The sequence below is a fragment of the Streptomyces sp. AC1-42W genome, assembly GCF_003248355.1.
GTDB lineage: Bacteria > Actinomycetota > Actinomycetes > Streptomycetales > Streptomycetaceae > Streptomyces.
Genome location: NZ_QKWY01000001.1, coordinates 1,483,380 through 1,500,938, shown reverse-complemented (window position 1 = coordinate 1,500,938; position 17,559 = coordinate 1,483,380). Strand labels below are relative to the sequence as shown.

Below are 17,559 nucleotides of genomic sequence, written 5' to 3'. Positions count from 1 at the left end.
CCGGCCGCGACCCCCGGACGGAGCCGATGAGCACCCGCCTGATCCACCGCCCCGCCCGCACCACGCGCCCGCCGGCCGACTCCGAGCCGCGCACCGTCGAGGCGCCGCCCAACCTGCCCGAGGGCAAGTCCGGGAACATCGCGATGTCGCTGCTCCCGGTCGCCGGGGTGATGTCGTCCGTGGTGATGATGACGGTGGTCCGCAACAGCCAGTTCGCCGGGCTCGGCGCGATCATCCTCGTCGTCACCGTCATCGGCTCGGCCGTCCTGCTGCTCTCCCAGCGCGGCAAGGCCCAGCGCACCCGCCGCACCCAGCGCGAGGCGTACCTCGCCTACGTGGAGGACCTGCGCGAGGAGCTGTCCGCCGAGGAGCGGGTCCGGCGCGAGCGGGCGGACGTGCTGAACCCGTCCCCGTACGCCCTGTACGACGTCGTGCGCGACCCGGCCCGGCTCTGGGAACGGCGCAGGGCCGACGACGACTTCCTGCGGATACGGGCCGGCACCGGCGAGATGCCGCTGCGCGACCTGCGGATCGGCGAGCAGGGCTCCTCCGTCCTCACCCCGCCCGACCTGTTCATGCTCAACGAGGCGTCGGCCCTGGTGAACCGGTTCCGCAACGGCACCGAACTACCCCTGACCGTCCCGCTGGACCGGGCCGGCAACGTCAGCGTGGTCGGGCCCCGCGAGGACTGCCTGCGGGTCGTACGCGCCCTGCTCGTCCAGGCCGCCGCCCTGCACGCGCCGGACGACGTGGGGATCGCGATCGCCGCCCCCGGCGAGCGGGCGGCCGACTGGGAATGGACCAAGTGGCTGCCGCATCTGCTCGACCCCGAGCAGTCCGACGGCCCGGTCGCCGCCCGCCGCATCGCCCCCTCCGCCCCGCAGCTCGCCCGGCTGCTCGGCCCGGAGCTGCGCCGCCGCGCGTCCTACGCCGCCGAGGTGCGCCGGGGCCTGGCCGGCCGGGACGCGCTCGCGATGAACTCCCGGCTGCTGGTCATCGGCGACGGCCACGGCGAGGACGCGGTCGAACTGCCGCGCCCGGACGACGCCGTGGGGCTGCGCGAGATGGGCGTGACCGTGATCCATCTCCTCGAACGCAGGGTCCAGGAGCCGGACCACGTCGGTGTCCGCCTCACCGTGGACGGCACGGACGTGGTCGTGGAGGACCTGCGCGGCACGGAGAGCGTCGAGTCGCACGGCACGGTGGACGAGGTCGGGGTGCCGTTCGCCGAGGGCCTGGCCCGGATGCTCGCGCCGCTGCGGCTGTCCGCCGAGTCCCTGGTGGACGCCCCGCTGGCCGGGCCCGTCGAGTTCGCCGCGATGCTCGGCATCCAGGACGTGGCGGCGCTGGACCTCGACCGGCTGTGGGCGCCGCGCGGCGAACGCGCCTTCCTGCGGGTGCCGATCGGGATCAGCGACGCCCACGAGCCGGTCCTGCTCGACCTCAAGGAGTCCTCCGAGCTGGGCATGGGCCCGCACGGGCTGTGCGTCGGCGCGACCGGCTCCGGCAAGTCGGAGCTGCTGCGCACCCTGGTCCTCGGTCTCGCCGCCACCCACCCGCCGCAGGACCTGGCGCTGGTCCTGGTCGACTACAAGGGCGGCGCCACCTTCGCCCCCTTCGCGGACCTGCCGCACGTGGCGGGCGTCATCACCAACCTGGAGAACCAGGCGGGCCTGGTCGAACGCGTCCACTCCTCGCTCGCCGGCGAGGTCAAGCGCCGTCAGCAGGCGCTCAAGGACGCGGGCAACGTGGCCGACATCGGCGACTACGCGGCGCTGCGCGCCCAGCGGCGCCCGGACCTGGAGCCGCTGCCGCACCTGTTCGTGGTGATCGACGAGTTCGGCGAACTCCTCACCGCCAAGCCGGACTTCATCGACCTGTTCCTGTCCATCGGCCGGATCGGCCGCTCCATCGGCGTCCATCTGCTGCTGTCCAGTCAGCGCATCGAGAGCGGCAAGCTCAAAGGTCTGGAGACCTACCTCTCCTACCGGCTCGGGCTGCGCACCTTCTCCGCCGACGAGTCGCGCATGGTGCTGGACACCGCGGACGCCTTCCAGCTGCCGCCGCTGCCCGGCTTCGGCTTCCTCAAGGTGGACACCAGCCACTACACCCGCTTCAAGGCGGGGTACGTCTCCGGCGCCTACCGGGGGCCCGTACGGACCGCCGACGCGGAGGAGACCGGGCCGCTCGTCCTGCCCTACGAGGCGTACAACACGCTCGCCGGCCCCGACAGCGCCGCGCGGGAACGGGAGCCGTCGGCCCGCCGCCGCGAGACCGGGCCGACCGAACTCGGCGTCATGGTGGACCAGCTGACCGGCGCCGCACCGGGCGTACGGAGCATCTGGCTGCCGCCGCTGCCCCCGGCCCTCACCCTGGACGCCGTCGCCGGACCGCTGGACGCCGGGCCGCGCGGGATGCGGCTGACCGGGGTGCGGCCGGACGCGGGCAGGCCGGGCACCCGGCAGCGCGGCCCGCTCCTGGTCCCGCTCGGCCTGCTGGACGACCCGGCCAAGCAGTGGCAGGGGCAGTGGCTCCTGGACCTCACGGTGGCCGGCGGGCACGCGGCCGTCATCGGCGGGCCGCAGTCCGGCAAGACGACCCTGCTGCGCACCCTGGTCCTGTCGCTGGCGCTCACGCACACCCCGCAGGAGGTCGGCGTGTACGGCCTCGACCTCGTCGGCGGCGGCCTCCAGGCCCTCGTCGGGCTGCCGCACGTCGGCGGGGTCGCGGGCCGCGCCGACCGGGAGCGGGCCGCGCGCACGGTCGAGGAGGTGCGCGCCATGCTCGCGCTGCGCGAGGACCTCTTCCGCGAGCACGGCATCGACTCCGTCGAGCAGCTGCGCACCCTGCACGCGGCGGGCCGGCTGCCGGAGCTGGCCTCCGCCGAGATCGTCCTGGTCGTCGACGGGTTCGGCGCGCTGCGCGACGACTTCGACGAGCTGGACGACGCGGTCGCCGACATCCTCAAGCGGGGCGGCGGCTACGGCATCCACGTCGTCGCCGGCATGCTCCGCTGGAACGACGTGCGCATCGCCATCCAATCCAACTTCGGCACCCGCGTCGAACTGCGGCTCAACGACGCGGGCGAGTCCAGCATCGACCGCAAACTCGCCGAGACCCTCTCCCCCGACGAGCCCGGCCGCGTCCTCACCGACGGCAAACTGTTCGCACAGGTCGCCCTCCCCCGCACGGACGGGGTCGCGGAGACGGCGGAACTGGGCGCCGTCCTGGAGCGCGCGGCCCGTACGGTCCGGGCCACCTGGCACGGCGAGGTCGCCCAGCCCGTACGGGTGCTGCCGCATCTGCTGGAGCCCCGGCTGCTGCCCAGCCCGGCGGCCGAACCGGAGCGGGTGCCGCTGGGGCTCGACCAGTCGGCCCTCGCCCCGGTGCTGCTCGACCTCTTCGGCCACGACCAGCACCTGCTGGTGCTCGGGGACAGCGAGTGCGGCAAGACGAACCTGCTGCGGACGGTCGCCGAGGGCCTGGCCCACCGCTACGGCGAGGACGACCTCGTCTTCGCCGTGATGGACCCCCGGCGCTCGCTGCGCGGGGTGGTCCCGGAGGAGCTGAACGGCGGCTACGCGTACAACTCCAAGCTCTGCATGGGCCTTTCGGCCGCCATCGCCTCGGAGCTGGAGAAGCGGCTGCCGGACGAGAACGCGCCGCTGGAGGACCTGGAGCCGGGCAGTTGGGGCGCGGGCCCGCGCATCGTGGTCCTGGTGGACGACTACGACGTGCTCACGACGGCGGGCCAGTCGCCGCTGGCCGCGTTCCTCCCGTACATCCCCTCGGCCATGGACATCGGCCTGCACTTCGTGCTGTCGCGGCGCGTGGCGGGGGCGGCGCGCGGGATGTACGAGCCGCTGGTGCAGAGCCTGCGCGAGTCGGGGGCCTCGGCGCTGGTCATGTCCGGCGACCGCAGCGAGGGCCAGCTCTTCCCCGGTGTGTACGCCTCGCAACAGGCGGCCGGCCGGGGCGTGTTCATCCGGCGCGGGCGCCCGAACCGGCTGATGCAGACGGTGTACGCGCCTCGCTGACCCGCGCCCCGGCGCGGTCACCGTGACGATATGGCCGATTGCAGATTGCAGTAGCGACGCGCGCATTGATAGACATGAGTGCGGAGAGGACACGTTCGTTCGATCACTGGGGGGGAAACGAATGAAGTTCGACATGGGGTCCACGGTCCTGTCGACCCTGATCTCGCACTCACAGGGCTCCAGCACGGATCTGGGCACGCTCATCCGGCAGTTGATCCAGGCGGCGGAGCCGCTGGAGGGCAAGTTCAACGGCTCCGGCAAGGTCGCGTTCGACGACTTCAAGAACCGCTCCGACGAGATCACCGCCGCGCTCAACGCCTCGCTGTCCGGCATTCTCGGCGGCCAGCAGGGCATGGACGCGGCGTTCGGCTCGGGCGACCAGGAGCAGGGCGAGAACGCCCGTACGCAGATGGCGTCGGCCAACTTCGACGCGGCCCGGTTCGGCGGCCGCTGACCCGGCGCGGGCTTCCACGCATCCGTACACATTCCTGACGGGGAGAGACAAGAGTCATGGGGAACGCGGGCAACACCGACCGGCGCTCGTACGACACCGGCGCGTCGACCGAGGTACAGGCCAATCTGCAGGTGGTCATCGCCCAGCTTGAGCTCGTCATCACGGCGCGGGACGGCCAGGTCAAGGCCGCGATGAGCGACTTCGCGGCGGACGGCGTGGCCGACGAGTACCACGGCAAGGAACTCCGCTGGAACGCGGCGTCGCAGGAGGTCAAGAACATCATCCACCTGCTGCGCTCCACCCTGGAGAAGAACGACGGCACCGCCCAGCAGACCCTGGCCCGCGCGAAGGCGGCCGTGGACAACATCGGCTGACGTTCACGACTCGGGGGGGGCGGCCGGTGACGGCTTGGGACATCGAACCGCAGGGTGTGCAGGGGCAGTTGAAGAAGGTCGGCGCGCACGCCGGTGACCTGGAGAAGGCGTTGAACGCCCTGGTCACCGCGATGTCGGACGCGGCGACGCACGCGGGCACGGCGGTCCCCGGCTCGGCGGCGTCGCTGCCGGTGGCCGGGCCGGTGGCGGTGGGGGCGGAGCCCCTCTCCCACCCCACCCTGGGGCCGGTCGCCGCGGCACTCGGCACGTACGTGACCGAGCGGAAGCCGCAGCTGAAGTCGATGGCGGAGCGCATCCAGGCCGCCGTGCTCGGCGCGGCGACGGCGACGAGCGAGTACGTGGAGGGCGACCTCGACACGGCCAAGCGGGCCCAGGACGCCGCCAGGTCCGTCCGCCTGGACGTGCTCAAGGACATACGGGCGGGCGGCAGGTGAGCGAGAACGAGGCGGTCATCCCGTCGGGCATACCCGTCTTCACCGGCAATCTCGCCCTGCTGGACACCAGCGTGACCACGCTGACGAAGAGTGCGGCGTCGACCGCCACCGCCGCCGGTGACGTCCACAGCAGCTTCGGCGGCCTCCAGGCGTTCTACAAGGCGCCGGAGGCCGACCAGCTGTTCGCGACGACGCAACCGGTCGCGGACCGCGGGACCTCCCTGAAGTCGGAGCTTGAGACGATCACGGCCGCGCTGTCCGCGTACGGGACCGACGCCGCCCCGCTGGTCGAGAAGCTGAGGGAGCTCAAGCGCGAGGCCGAGTCCTTCGTCGTCCGGATCAAGGACGACGACAAGTGGCGCGAGGACGGCGACCTGGTCGAGGAGAACAACCGCCGCCACGACGAGATCGCCGAGACCTGGGCGGCGTTCCAGGCGGTGGAGCGGGCCTGCCACGACAAGATCGTCGCACTGGTCGGCGGCCCCGCGCTGAAGACCGACGACGGCTCCGGCAAGAAGGGCACGTACGGCTACGACGCCGAGACCCTCAAGCACGCCGAGGGCCTGCCCTGGGGCGACCCGGTCGAGGAGTCCAAGCCCTGGTGGCAACTGCACGAACACGCCTGGGACTTCGCCAAGGGGTTCTTCGTCGACGGCGTCTGGGGCACGATCAAGGGCCTGGGCACCCTGGTCGGCACCGAGGGCTGGGACTCCGCCAAGCAGGCGTGGTCGGGCCTGGGGAAGCTCGCCACGGGCGTGGTGATCTCCACCACCCCGTTGGCCGGCCTGTACTGGGGGCTGCCGGACGACCGGCTCCCCGCCTATCTGCGGGACTCCCGCAAGGCGATGAAGGAGACCGGCAAGGCGCTCCTGGCCTGGGACCAGTGGAGCGAGAACCCGTCCCGGGCGCTGGGCGCGGTGGCGTTCAACGTCGTCACGACAGTGTTCACCGGCGGCACGGGCGGCGCGGCCTCCGGCGCCGGAAAGGCGGCCGTCGCGGCGAAGGCCCTGTCCACGGCGGGCAAGGTGGGCCGGGTCGTGGACCCGATGACGTACGTCTTCAAGGGCGCGGGCATGGGCCTGACGAAGATCGGCGACGGCCTGGCGGCGCTCAAGGGTCTGGGGCAGTTCGAGATACCCGCCTTCCCCGAGGGCACGGTCACCCTCCCGGAGGGCGCGTTCAAACTACCCGACGGCACCCTGCACCTGCCGGAGGGCGCGGCGGTCCCGGAGGCCGCGTTCGAGGTCCCGGCCAACTCCTTCAAACTCCCGGACGGCGCGGAGGTCCCCCCGGGCGCGATGGACCTGGGCGACGGCGTGGTCCGCCTCCCGGAGGGCGTACATCCCCCTGAAGGCGCCCTCCGCGTACCCGAAGGCGCGCTCAAACTCCCCGACGGGACGACGGCCCTCCCCGAGAACGTGCTCAGGGGCACGGACGAGGCCGGCAACACGGTCTACCTGGACGGCCACGGCAACCTCCTGCGCGAGGACGGCACCCTCCTCCAGCACAACTCGGCGGCCCGGCAGGAGGGGGCGGGGGTGGGCGCCACCCGCCCGGATACGCCGAGCAGGGTTTCCGAAATGGCCGGCGTCGGCGCGCACTCCGCTCAGAACTCGGTCAGCCATCAGTCACCTGGCTCCGGCGCAACTGACAGCACCCCCACCGGCGGACACGGCGACGGCACGCCGACTGCCGCCGGCCACGGCGGCGGAACCGGCCGTGCCGTCCCTCACCAGAGCGCCGGCCACGGTGGAGGCGACGGCGGCGGACCGGGTCACCGTCCCGCCGCCGGGCACGGTCTGCCCGACCCCCGCGATCCACGCACGTACACCCCCGCTGAACGCCAAGCAATCATGGAACATCAAGTGGAGCGCGCGAATTCCGATCCCGCGTACCGCAAGGAGTACTACCGAAAGAACGGCTACCGCCTCAGCGAGACCCGCACCGACTGGACGAATACTGTCCCTCCGCAACTCGTCGAATTGCCCGATGGTACCTGGGTGGCGAAATCAGATCTCGCACCCCCGCTGCCCCCTGCCTACCTCGACGACATGCCGGTGGAACGAGGACGAACTGCGGCCACTCCAGAGGCGCGCGCGGAGCTCGACGAATTGGCGAAGGCCCGGCACGACGCCATAGCCGCAGACCACCCGTTCCATGTGGAGCACGGCAACGCCAGGAGGGAATACAAGCTCCACCGAACCGACGAATTGCGCGCAGCATTGGACGAAGCAGCCGAAAGACACAGGGGCCCACACAACGCATCAACCAAAGCCAGCGAAATCTACGGGGAGGGCGTAGCACGCCTGCACGCGATCCCTGAACTTTATCCGAACGCCAAGCCGGAAACCTTGCACGGGCCTAAAAATGGCAACGCCCAGTTCGATCAAGTCTATAAGGACGGAGATCGATTCATCGTCGTTGAGGCAAAGAGTCACGTGGATACACCGCTGGGGGAACGCCTGATCAATGGGGCGCGCTACTCTCAGGGGTCACGTACGTACTTCCTCGACATTCTCGACCAAATGGAAAAGAGACGGCGTAATTTTCCCAGCGACGGAAGATTGTCGGCTGACCTACGAAGCGCGCTTCGGGACGGTCGAGTCGATTACATCGTCGTCAGGGGCCAGGACAATGCAGGCACATACACTGGGTACTCCACTCAAAAGTTCGACATCAGGGAGCCTTCGTGACCACCATCCCTCGCCATGGCGTGCCAGGGCCCGACGACGAAGGCTTTGCACGAGCCCTGACCGAGGAGACCATCGAGGAGATCTCCTCGATCGAGCAGTCGCCGCACATGCTCGACGCCCTGTGGAACTCCGTGCGAACGTGCGTCGGCGCCCGTTCGACGGTCGACCCGACGTGCTCAGGCATCGAAACCTGGGAAGCCGTGGTGAACGCCATGCAAGTGGGATCGGCGATCTTCCGCGCCGCCACTGCCACAGGTGACACCTTCGAGTGCCGCATCCATCACGAGACGCGCACGCTCCCTGTCACCGGCCCCAGGATCTACGCCAACGCACCCTCGTGGATCGATGCCTTCTACTTCGCCCTCATCTGCCGGGACCAAGAACGGCTGACCGAACTGTGCGAAGTACCCATGGCCGTGCTGCGCGACTCCGGTGCACAACACGACGAATACCTCTACCACTGGGTAGCCACGCTGCAGACGTATTGGTCACGTCAGCAACCCGCAATGGTCGAGGCCCTCACAGCAGCCTTCCGGACCTCCCACCCGGACGTAACCCAGATCGCCCCGCGAGACTGGCTGCAGAACATCTCGTACCCGCCGATCAATCTCTTCTACCGGTTCATCAAGCATGACCATGACGGTTTCAACGCTGCCCTGATCGAAGCCCTTGAACTTCACAAGAGCTACTGGACAAAGACCGAGGACCGCGAGGAGGACACCGAGGGCCTGTGGGCCGTCGGTCCACTCGCCATCGCGTGCCTCGCCTACGACGGCGACTTCCCCATCGACGTCGAATCCGAATACCTCCCTCAGCACCTCCTCCAACGCAGCTGGGTCGGAGAATTCCCCGTCTGACGCTCCGTGCGAACCGTTTCACTTTGGAGGAATACCCATGCTTGCCAGCACCCCTGTCGCCCGCTGGACCTGGGGACGTAGCGACGCCGACGGGGATGACTTGGCGCTGTGTTTGCGCGACGCGTTGGCCGCGCACTCCGTCCTCGCTGCACATGGGCTCGCTGCCGCCGAGGCCCAGGTGCGCCTGTCCGTCGCAGAGCGGGGTAGGCCGCAGAACTCATTGTTCCGGGGCGAGTTGAGAACGTCCGACGATTCGGGGCGCTTCAGCGAGACGGTCAGAGCCCACTTGGGCGACCACCCAGTCGGCCCTGTGGACGCCAACCTGCGGTGCGACGGGATGCTCGCGTCGACCGAAGGAGACACGCTCCAGTGCGGCCTGTTCGAGCTCAGGGCCTCGGCGTACGCCGGCTTCGTGTCCGTGGAACTGGTGACGCTCCACGACTCCTGGATGCCGTACGACCTCAGGGGGCGTGCCCAGGGCGCCGGCTATCCGGTGAATGCGGCGCGCCTGGCCGCCGCCCTGCCCGCACTCGCCGACGCTCTCCATGCCGAGACCGACCCGGACAACCAGAGCCATTTCGCCAGACCGACCACGACCGGCGCCGACAATGTCTACGAGGAGGGCGGAACCCCGTCCGACGTGTGGGCCACTTTCGAGATTCCCCGTAGGTATGACGAATTCACTCACGCCCCGGGCTTCGGCCGCATCGGCTACAAGCGCACGGCGGAAGGCGAAGTCCAGTACGTGCCCGTGCTGGTTGGGCACGCGGTGCTGGGGTACCTCTGGGCCTCCGACGCGGAGAACGCTGCAAGCTTCGAGCCGAAGGATGTCGGCGACGACGAGACGTACCACGCTGGACTCCACTGGCTCGACCGCCTGCACACCGCACACGACCAGGGCCTCGCACCGTCCGAAGCCCTTCAGCAACTCACCGATGGCCTCCCCCAGGGGGACCACGCCCCCGGCCGCATGCGCCTCGGCGCCCTCCGGGAAATGGCTGCCGACCTGTGAGGGGGCCTTCGGCAGGAACCGACCCCATGACCGGCGCTACGGAATCCGGCTCGTACGCCTCCGAGTGGACCGCTGGCATGCACCGCCACGCCGTGGGCCTCGCCGAAATGCTGGGCCTGAGCGGGCAGCGGTACATGAGAGACCCGCTGGTTCTCCTGCCAGGCCTCCAGAACTATGTGGACCGCCTTCCGCTCGCAGAGTTCGAGCAGTCGGACTGGATCACCCTTCACACAGACCTCACCGCTTACCTGGGAGACCTCATGGTCCTGCGCCATGAGGCGACCTGGGTGAATGCGGAGGACTCCACGTCTCCTGCTGGGTACCGGTGGTACATCGAGGCGACCGGCCTCGACGGGATCCGCTATCGCGTAGAGCCGTACGACGTCGCCATGGAGGAATTCGAGCATCTCCCCATCGAGGTCGGTCGATTGATCGCAAACGCCGAAGCAGTACTGCACCTGACACCCTCACCCGGCACGGGACGCCCGAGCCTGTAGTGCCCCGAGGGTGGCAGCATCGACAGACGGCTCGACATCAGCAGGGGGACCCTGTCGTGACCACCACCAATATCGCCCGCCATGACGTATTCAAGGGGCGCAATACGGAACAGTTCGCAGCCGACTTGGAGGAATACCTGTTCGAAGACATCAACGAGCTGGCCAGAAGCTCCAAGCTCATCGATGCAACCTTCAACACCTCCGTGATGGGTCTGCGTGCCCGGTGCCTGATTGATCCCGAGGCTGCTGCGATCGAGACATGGGAGTCAGCGGTCAACGCCCTGCAGATGGGCTCGGCACTGTTCGCCGTCGCCGTCGCCGGCGCCGGCGAGGGAACCGTGGAGTGCCGGATCAATCACAAGCTGCGGACCATCCCGGCCCCCGGCTGCAGGCTGGTAGCCGGCGAGGGTGCCTGGCTGACCAGTTTCTGGCTGGCCCTCATCTGCCGCGACCAGCCACGCCTGACCCAGCTCAGCCAGATCCCGCTGGAACAGCTGCGCTCACCCCAGGCTCTGGCCGATGAATACCTCCACCACTGGATCGACACCCTCCAGACCTGGTGGCTCCGCGGACCCGGCCTCGCCGACAAGCTCATCGCCACCATCGAGACGTCCGACCCCTCGGTCGCACGCGTCGCACCCCTCGACATGCTGCAGGGCGTGCTCTACCCGCCGATCAACCTCTTCTACCACTACGTCCGCCAAGACCAAGACGGCTTCGCCCCCGCCCTCGCCGAGGCACTCCAACTCCACAAGGCGTACTGGACCCTCAACGAAGAACGCGCCACGGACATCGACGGCTCCATCGCCCTCGGACCCCTCGCCATCGCCTGCCTCGCCCACGACGCCGACTTCCCCCTCGACATCGAATCCGACTACCTCCCCAAGCACCTCCTCCAGCGCACCTGGATCGGCGAATTCCCCACCTGAGCCCTCAGCCACGAGGTCGCACCGAGCGCACGTTTCCGAGAGAGTGGGGCCCAGTGACCAGAGCCATCGCCCGACACGCGATCACCCGACAGCATTTGCCCGAGCGGAAACCGTCTATTTTTCCGCATACCGAGCAATTGCTGGAAAGAATCCACAAAGCGCCTTACGCTCTCGAGAGCGTCATGTCCACGTCGCTGGTCATGGCCTACGAGAAGTCTGCGGTCGATCCCACCGCCGCTTGGATCGAATCGTGGGAGGCCTGGGTCGCGGCCATGCAGGCCGGGTCGGCTGTCTTCGCAGCCGCTACGACCGCCGAGGACAGCGTGGACTGCCTCATCCACCATGAAGTGCGTGTAGTTCCCGCCTTCGTCCGTCCCGAGTCGTACGCGGACGCGGGGCACTGGCTCACTGCCTTCTACCTGGCGGTCGTCTGCCGCAACGCCGAGCGGCTGACGGCACTTTGCCACGTCCCGACTTCGAAGCTGCATGAGTCGGGAGCAGTGTGTGACGACTACCTTTACGCGTGGATCGAGGCGCTGCAGGCGTTCTGGCTGGGCCGGCCGGAGTTCGCCGACAAACTGGTCAAGGCAGCATCGGGAACGGCTCCCGGCGTGCCGTCCGTCACCGGACAGGATTACGTCTCCCAGCTCATGTGGCCCCCCATGGACCTCCTCCGCCGACGGGCCACCGGGCAGCACGCCGAGTTCAACAGCGCGCTGGAGCAGGCGCTCCGCGCCCACAGGGCCTATTGGTCGGCCGACCAGGAGCGATCCGACTCCTGCTTCGGCTGGGTCGCCCTGGCCCCGCTGGCCATAGCCTGCCTGGCAGCCGACGCCGATTTCCCCGTCGACATCGAATCCGAATACCTCCCCAAGCACCTCCTCCAGCGCACCTGGATCGGCGAATTCCCCACCTGAGGAAGCAAAGCGCGACCGCGCTACTCGCCCGGACGCCCGAAGAGTTCCGCCCCCGAGCGGAGCGCGGCGATCATGTCGGCCCGGTGGGTCGTCGCGGGCCGGCCGGCCCCGAAGCCGGTGATCACGGCGTGGGGAAGGTAGTCGCTGTCCACGGCGGGCGCCCAGCCCCGGCGGCGGTGGGCCAGCGCGGCGAGCGCCAGGGGTGTGAGCGGCAGGAGGGAGCGGGGGTGGGTGCTGACCTCCCCGAACGACTTGTACGTCAGCAGTAGTCGGCCCAACGCCGCGTCGAATTCCTCCCCGTCCCCGGCCGCAAGGGCGCGCAGCGCGAGGAGGGCCAGGTAATCGCGGCGGCCCCCGACGTCGCTCCCCAGCTCGGCGACGAACGCGCGGATGAAGGCGAGCCCGCCGTCGATCGCCGCGAGCACCTGCGCCTCCGTGGGCGGGTAGTCCGCGTCTTCGTCGTCGCCCAGGTCCCCCAGTACGTACGCCATGAGGCCGTCGGCGAGCGCGCCAATGGGGAAGCGGGCCTGCTGAGGGTCGCGTGCGTGGTAGAACGCCTCGCGGTGGCGCTCGACCGTATCCGTGAGCACGGCCAGGCAGAAGGCGTCGAGCCAGTCGAACGCGCCAAGGGAAACAGGGCTTCCGTCCGCACCAGCGTCGTAGGACACCCCGAAGTTCACGTAGTCCAGGGAGACCGTGAAGGGGTGGCCAGGGAAGTACGCGGCGAAGGCTACGGCGCCGCTCGCAGCCTGTTCCGCGGCGCGGAGGACGGCTTCCGCCTGCGGGGTGTCGAGAGCGGGGTGGCGTACGGACAGCGCGCCCAGATGGTCGAGCAACTCCCCCGCCAGCAGGGACCAGTCGTTGGCGGTCATCCGCTCCGAGGACAGACTCCGCACCAGCCCGCCGATCCGGCGGTCGAAATCGTCCCGGGCGGCCGCCACGTGCGCGTCATCGAGTACATGCCGCTGCAGGTGCACAGCCCAACCATCCCGTCCCGTCCCGCCCCACGTCCGGCCGGATGTGGATCGCGCATCACCCTACTGACCGGCGGTCGCCGCCGTCCCGCTCCCACGTGCTCCGCATCACCCTGGACAGCCCCATGACCGCCGGGTAACTTTTAACCATGGCTGAGCAAGCGCTTAGCCATGCTCCGGAAGACGTAGCCCCAGAAGACGTAGAAGTCGCAGCCACCAGGGAGGCACCCCGTGCGCCGTACGGTATTCAACGAGGACCACGAGGCGTTCCGGGAGACCATCCGGGCCTTCATCGCGGCCGAGGTCGTGCCCGTGTACGAGGAGTGGTTCGCCGCCGGGCAGGCGCCGCGGGAGTTCTACAAGCAGCTTGGTGAGCTGGGCGTCTTCGGGATCAACGTGGACGAGGAGTACGACGGCGCGGGCATCGACTCGCACAAGTACGAGGCGATCATCTACGAGGAGACCGCTCGGGCCGGCGTCTCCTTCGGCGGCTCCGGCGTGCACACGCTGCTCGGCCTGCCGTACATCAAGATGCTCGCCACCGACGAGCAGAAGAAGCGCTGGCTGCCGAAGTTCGTCAGCGGCGAGGAGATGTGGGCCCTCGCGATGACCGAGCCGGGCACCGGGTCGGACGTGGCGGGCATGAAGACCACCGCCAAGCTCTCCGAGGACGGCACGCACTACGTGCTCAACGGCGCCAAGACGTTCATCACCGGCGGCGTGCACGCCGACCGCGTCATCGTCTGCGCCCGCACCTCCGCCCCGCGCGAGGACGACCGCCGCTTCGGCATCTCGCTGTTCGCCGTGGACACCAAGTCCGAGGGCTACTCCATCGGCCGCAAGCTCGACAAGCTGGGCCTCAAGGTCTCCGACACCGCCGAACTGGCCTTCGTCGACGTCAAGGTGCCCGCCGAGGACCTGCTCGGCGAGGAGAACAAGGGCTTCGGCTACCTCGGCACCAACCTGGCGTCCGAGCGCTGGGGCATCGCCTTCGGCGCGTACGCCCAGGCCGCCGCGGCCGTCCGGTTCGCCAAGGAGTACGTGCAGGAGCGCACGGTCTTCGGCAAGACCGTCGCCTCGTTCCAGAACACCAAGTTCGAGCTGGCCGCCTGCCAGGCCGAGGTGGACGCGGCCCAGGCCGTCGCCGACCGCGCCCTGGAGGCGCTGGACGCCGGTGAGCTGACCGCCGCCGAGGCCGCCTCCGCGAAGCTGTTCTGCACCGAGGTCGCACACCGCGTGATCGACCGCTGCCTCCAGCTCCACGGCGGCTACGGCTTCATGAACGAGTACCCGATCGCCCGCCTCTACGCCGACAACCGCGTCAACCGCATCTACGGCGGCACCAGCGAGGTCATGAAGTCGATCATCGCCAAGTCCATGGGCCTGTAGGGACCGCGTTCCCCCCATGAGCACCGCACTCGATTCCCTGCTCGATCTGCTCGACCTGGAGCGGATCGAGCAGGACATCTTCCGGGGTGCCAGCCGCTCGGCGGTCGTGCCCCGGGTCTTCGGCGGACAGGTCGCGGCCCAGGCGCTCGTCGCCGCGGGCCGCACCGTCCCCGCCGACCGGTCCCCAAGCTCTCGAATGAACTCGAGCAGGGGAGGCCCCATTGCCCACTCGCTGCACTCGTACTTCCTGCGCATGGGCGATCCGGGCGCCCCGATCGTCTACACCGTGGACCGCATCCGCGACGGCCGGTCGTTCACCACGCGCCGGGTCGTCGCCGTCCAGCACGGGCAGCCGATCTTCCACCTGTCCGCGTCCTTCCAGACGTACGAGGAGGGGCTGGAGCACCAGACGGCCATGCCGGCGGCGCCCGACCCCGAGACGCTGCCCACGGCCGCCGAGATGCTGCCCCGCCACGCCCACCGGTTCAGCGACCCGGGCATGGTGGACCGGCTGATCGAGGCGCGCGCCGCGGTCGATCTGCGGTACGTGGACGCGCCGCCGTTCGGCACGGTCGGCGTGCCCCGCGAGCCCCGGTCGCAGGTGTGGTTCCGGACCAACGGCAAGCTGGCCGACGACCCGCTGCTGCACGTGTGCATGGCGACGTACGTCTCCGACATGACGCTGCTCGACTCGGTGCTGCTCGCCCACGGGCGGGGCGGCTGGGCGGTCGGTGACGTGGTGGGCGCGAGCCTGGACCACGCGATGTGGTTCCACCGGCCGTTCCGGGCCGACGAGTGGCTGCTGTACGACCAGGAGTCGCCGTCCGCGTCCGGCGGGCGCGGGCTCGGCCAGGCCCGGATCTACACCCGGGACGGCCGGCTGGCGATCACCGTCATCCAGGAGGGTGTCGTCCGCGTCCCCCGCTGACCGGCCGGCCCCGGCCGCGCGTCGGACACCGGCGGCCCGGCCGCGGACATACTCACCGGCATGACTGACGCGAAAAGCAGTGGCGGCGGGTCCACCTTCACCGTCGTCGTCGCGGCCCTCGCCAACCTCGGCATCGCCGTGGCGAAGGCGGTCGCCGGGCTGATCAGCGGATCGAGCGCGATGCTCTCCGAGGCGGCCCACTCGGTGGCCGACACCGTCACCGAGGTGCTGCTGCTCACCGCGCTCAAACGCAGCGAGAAGCCGGCCGACGAGGACCATCCGCTGGGGTACGGCCCCGAGCGGTACATCTGGGCGCTGCTCGCCTCCGTGGCGACGTTCGTCGGCGGCGCGGTCTTCTCGATCTACGACGGGGTGCACACCCTGCTGGCGGGCGAGGAGCTGGGCGACCCGCTGCTCTCGTACCTCGTGCTCGTCGTCGCCTTCCTGCTGGAGGGCTTCTCGCTGCGGACCGGGCTGCGCCAGGTCCGGGAGGAGGCCGTACGGCTCGGCGCGCCCGCCCGGCACTATTTCCGGCGCACCCCGGACACCGCGGTCAAGGCCGTCGTGATGGAGGACTCGGCGGCCCTGGTGGGGCTGCTGCTCGCGGCGGGCGGGCTGCTCGGCGGGCAGCTGACCGGGTCCGGGGTGTGGGACGGAGTCGCCTCGCTGCTGATCGGGGTGCTGCTGGTGTACGTGGCCTGGGTGCTCGGGCGGTCCAATGTGCAGCTGCTGATCGGGCGGCCGGTGTCCGCGCCGATGCGGGAGGGCATCCGGGAGGAGCTGCTCGCGGTGGAACACCTGGTGGCCGTGCTGGAGCTGACCACGCTCATCCAGGGGCCGGACGAGATCCTGGTGGCCGCGAAGGTGGACTTCGTGGACACGGTCAGCGCCGGGCAGATCGAGTCGGCGTGCGAGCGGGCGGAGCGCCGGCTGCGGCAGCGGTACGCGTCGATCAAGCGGGTGTACCTGGACCCCACGTCGGGCCGGGAGGCGCGCCGCCGGGCCCGCGCGGCGGAGGACGGGGAGCCGGGGGCCTGACGGAGCGGCCCCGAAAGCGGCCCCGCCGCCTCGGGCCGGCCCCGTCGCGTCAGAGCAGTCCCGCCGCCGCCAGCAGGTAGTCCGTCATCGGGTCGTAGAAGCGCGGGTCCAGGACGTGGTCGTCGAGCGGGACGGCCACCTGGAGGGTGCCCTCCGCCTCGCCGAGGAACAGCGCCGGGTCGTTGCAGTCGGCGTACCCGATGGCGTCCAGGCCGCGCTGCGCGGCGCAGCCGGCCCAGCCGTGGTCGGCGACGACGAGGTCGGGCAGCGGGCGGCCCTCCCGTTCCAGGCCGTCCAGGACGGCGGCCATCGGGGCCGGGGAGTGGGTGTGCCAGAGGGTCGCGCCGCGCTCCTGGACGGCGACGTCCGCGAACTGGAAGACCATGCCCTCGTCGGCCATCAGCCCGCCCGGAATCCGTACGATCTCGCAGCCGGCCGCCCGCAGCGCCGCCGCCGTCTGCCGGTGGACGTCCAGGAGGCCGCCGGGGTGGCCGGTGGCGAAGAGGACCCGTTCGCGGCCCTCGGCGGCCTTGCGCAGCAGGGCGGCGGCCCGTTCCAGGGCGTCGACGGTCAGCTCGGGGTCGATGGTGTCCTGGCCGAACCGGTGCTCCGGATCGTCGCTGACCCCGCACCTTTCGGCCATCACGGCGAGCACGTCCTGCTCGTCGCGCCACCGGTCGCCCAGCTCAAGGCCCAGCCAGTAGTGCCGGTCGCCGTTGGCCAGGCTGCGGTAGTGGGCCAGGTTGTTGTCGCGCGGGGTGGCGACGTCCCCCGCGATGCGCGTACGGACGAGGTGCTCGACGAGGGCGGCGCGGCTGGGTATCGGCATGGGGCCATTGTGCCGTGGCCGGTGCGCGGCGTCCCGGCCATCCGCAGGCCGGATGTTGAGTGAGCGTTCACCCGCCGGTGACCTGGAACTTTCCGCTCCGCCCGGCCTCCCCGCATGAAATGGGTATAGACCACTGACTTTGCGCCAAACCCCTGTCTCATTCACCCGCGAGCGCC

Annotated in this window: 15 protein-coding genes; 13 read left to right on the top strand and 2 right to left on the bottom strand. The window is 70.1% G+C overall.

The genetic code is table 11. From position 1 onward, the window contains the following. Window positions 1-26: 26 nt before the first annotated feature. From eccCa to DNK56_RS06785, 10 genes are all read left to right on the top strand, one after another. Window positions 27-4,037 (top strand): type VII secretion protein EccCa, encoded by a 4,011-nt coding sequence (gene eccCa / locus DNK56_RS06835; RefSeq protein WP_111331413.1) that lies wholly within the window; start codon window positions 27-29, stop codon window positions 4,035-4,037. A 121-nt stretch (window positions 4,038-4,158) separates the two neighbouring features. Next, window positions 4,159-4,491 (top strand): hypothetical protein, encoded by a 333-nt coding sequence (locus tag DNK56_RS06830; protein WP_111331411.1) that lies wholly within the window; start codon window positions 4,159-4,161, stop codon window positions 4,489-4,491. Between the two features lie 56 nt (window positions 4,492-4,547). After that, window positions 4,548-4,865 carry a pore-forming ESAT-6 family protein gene (locus DNK56_RS06825; protein WP_111331409.1) on the top strand — a complete coding sequence of 106 codons (318 nt, stop codon included), beginning with the start codon at window positions 4,548-4,550 and terminating at the stop codon, window positions 4,863-4,865. A 26-nt stretch (window positions 4,866-4,891) separates the two neighbouring features. Next, on the top strand, window positions 4,892-5,320 hold the full coding sequence (locus DNK56_RS06820) for a DUF6507 family protein (protein WP_111331407.1): 429 nt from the start codon (window positions 4,892-4,894) through the stop codon (window positions 5,318-5,320). Continuing rightward, window positions 5,317-8,013, top strand: coding sequence for a hypothetical protein (locus DNK56_RS06815; protein WP_111331405.1), 2,697 nt, complete (start codon window positions 5,317-5,319; stop codon window positions 8,011-8,013). The genes DNK56_RS06820 and DNK56_RS06815 overlap by 4 nt, the downstream gene beginning before the upstream one ends. Further along, window positions 8,010-8,870 carry an immunity 49 family protein gene (locus DNK56_RS06810; RefSeq protein ID WP_111331403.1) on the top strand — a complete coding sequence of 287 codons (861 nt, stop codon included), beginning with the start codon at window positions 8,010-8,012 and terminating at the stop codon, window positions 8,868-8,870. The genes DNK56_RS06815 and DNK56_RS06810 overlap by 4 nt, the downstream gene beginning before the upstream one ends. Before the next feature lie 37 nt (window positions 8,871-8,907). Next, complete coding sequence (locus DNK56_RS35780) at window positions 8,908-9,882, top strand: hypothetical protein (protein WP_241989784.1); 975 nt, start codon at window positions 8,908-8,910, stop codon at window positions 9,880-9,882. Between the two features lie 26 nt (window positions 9,883-9,908). After that, on the top strand, window positions 9,909-10,379 hold the full coding sequence (locus tag DNK56_RS06795) for a hypothetical protein (protein WP_241989783.1): 471 nt from the start codon (window positions 9,909-9,911) through the stop codon (window positions 10,377-10,379). Window positions 10,380-10,504: 125 nt separating this feature from the next. Beyond that, window positions 10,505-11,308: an immunity 49 family protein gene (locus tag DNK56_RS06790; protein ID WP_111335555.1), complete on the top strand. Its 804-nt coding sequence runs from the start codon at window positions 10,505-10,507 to the stop codon at window positions 11,306-11,308. Window positions 11,309-11,490: 182 nt separating this feature from the next. Then, window positions 11,491-12,225 carry an immunity 49 family protein gene (locus tag DNK56_RS06785; protein ID WP_111331401.1) on the top strand — a complete coding sequence of 245 codons (735 nt, stop codon included), beginning with the start codon at window positions 11,491-11,493 and terminating at the stop codon, window positions 12,223-12,225. Between the two features lie 20 nt (window positions 12,226-12,245). On the opposite strand, the gene DNK56_RS06780 is transcribed toward DNK56_RS06785, so the two are convergent. Then, complete coding sequence (locus DNK56_RS06780) at window positions 12,246-13,202, bottom strand: Imm49 family immunity protein (protein ID WP_241989782.1); 957 nt, start codon at window positions 13,200-13,202, stop codon at window positions 12,246-12,248. A gap of 228 nt (window positions 13,203-13,430) precedes the next feature. Here DNK56_RS06780 and DNK56_RS06775 point away from each other — a divergent pair, with 228 nt between their 5' ends. Genes DNK56_RS06775 through DNK56_RS06765 form a run of 3 tightly spaced genes read left to right on the top strand, consistent with a single transcriptional unit; the run spans window position 13,431 to window position 16,554 of the window. Then, the gene (locus DNK56_RS06775) at window positions 13,431-14,588 is read left to right on the top strand and encodes an acyl-CoA dehydrogenase family protein (RefSeq protein ID WP_111331399.1); all 1,158 of its coding nucleotides are present in this window, start codon (window positions 13,431-13,433) and stop codon (window positions 14,586-14,588) included. A gap of 16 nt (window positions 14,589-14,604) precedes the next feature. Further along, window positions 14,605-15,516 (top strand): acyl-CoA thioesterase, encoded by a 912-nt coding sequence (locus DNK56_RS06770; RefSeq protein WP_111331397.1) that lies wholly within the window; start codon window positions 14,605-14,607, stop codon window positions 15,514-15,516. Window positions 15,517-15,576: 60 nt separating this feature from the next. Next, complete coding sequence (locus DNK56_RS06765) at window positions 15,577-16,554, top strand: cation diffusion facilitator family transporter (protein WP_111331395.1); 978 nt, start codon at window positions 15,577-15,579, stop codon at window positions 16,552-16,554. A gap of 49 nt (window positions 16,555-16,603) precedes the next feature. On the opposite strand, the gene DNK56_RS06760 is transcribed toward DNK56_RS06765, so the two are convergent. Continuing rightward, window positions 16,604-17,383, bottom strand: coding sequence for a phosphatase (locus tag DNK56_RS06760; protein ID WP_111331393.1), 780 nt, complete (start codon window positions 17,381-17,383; stop codon window positions 16,604-16,606). Window positions 17,384-17,559: the final 176 nt, after the last annotated feature.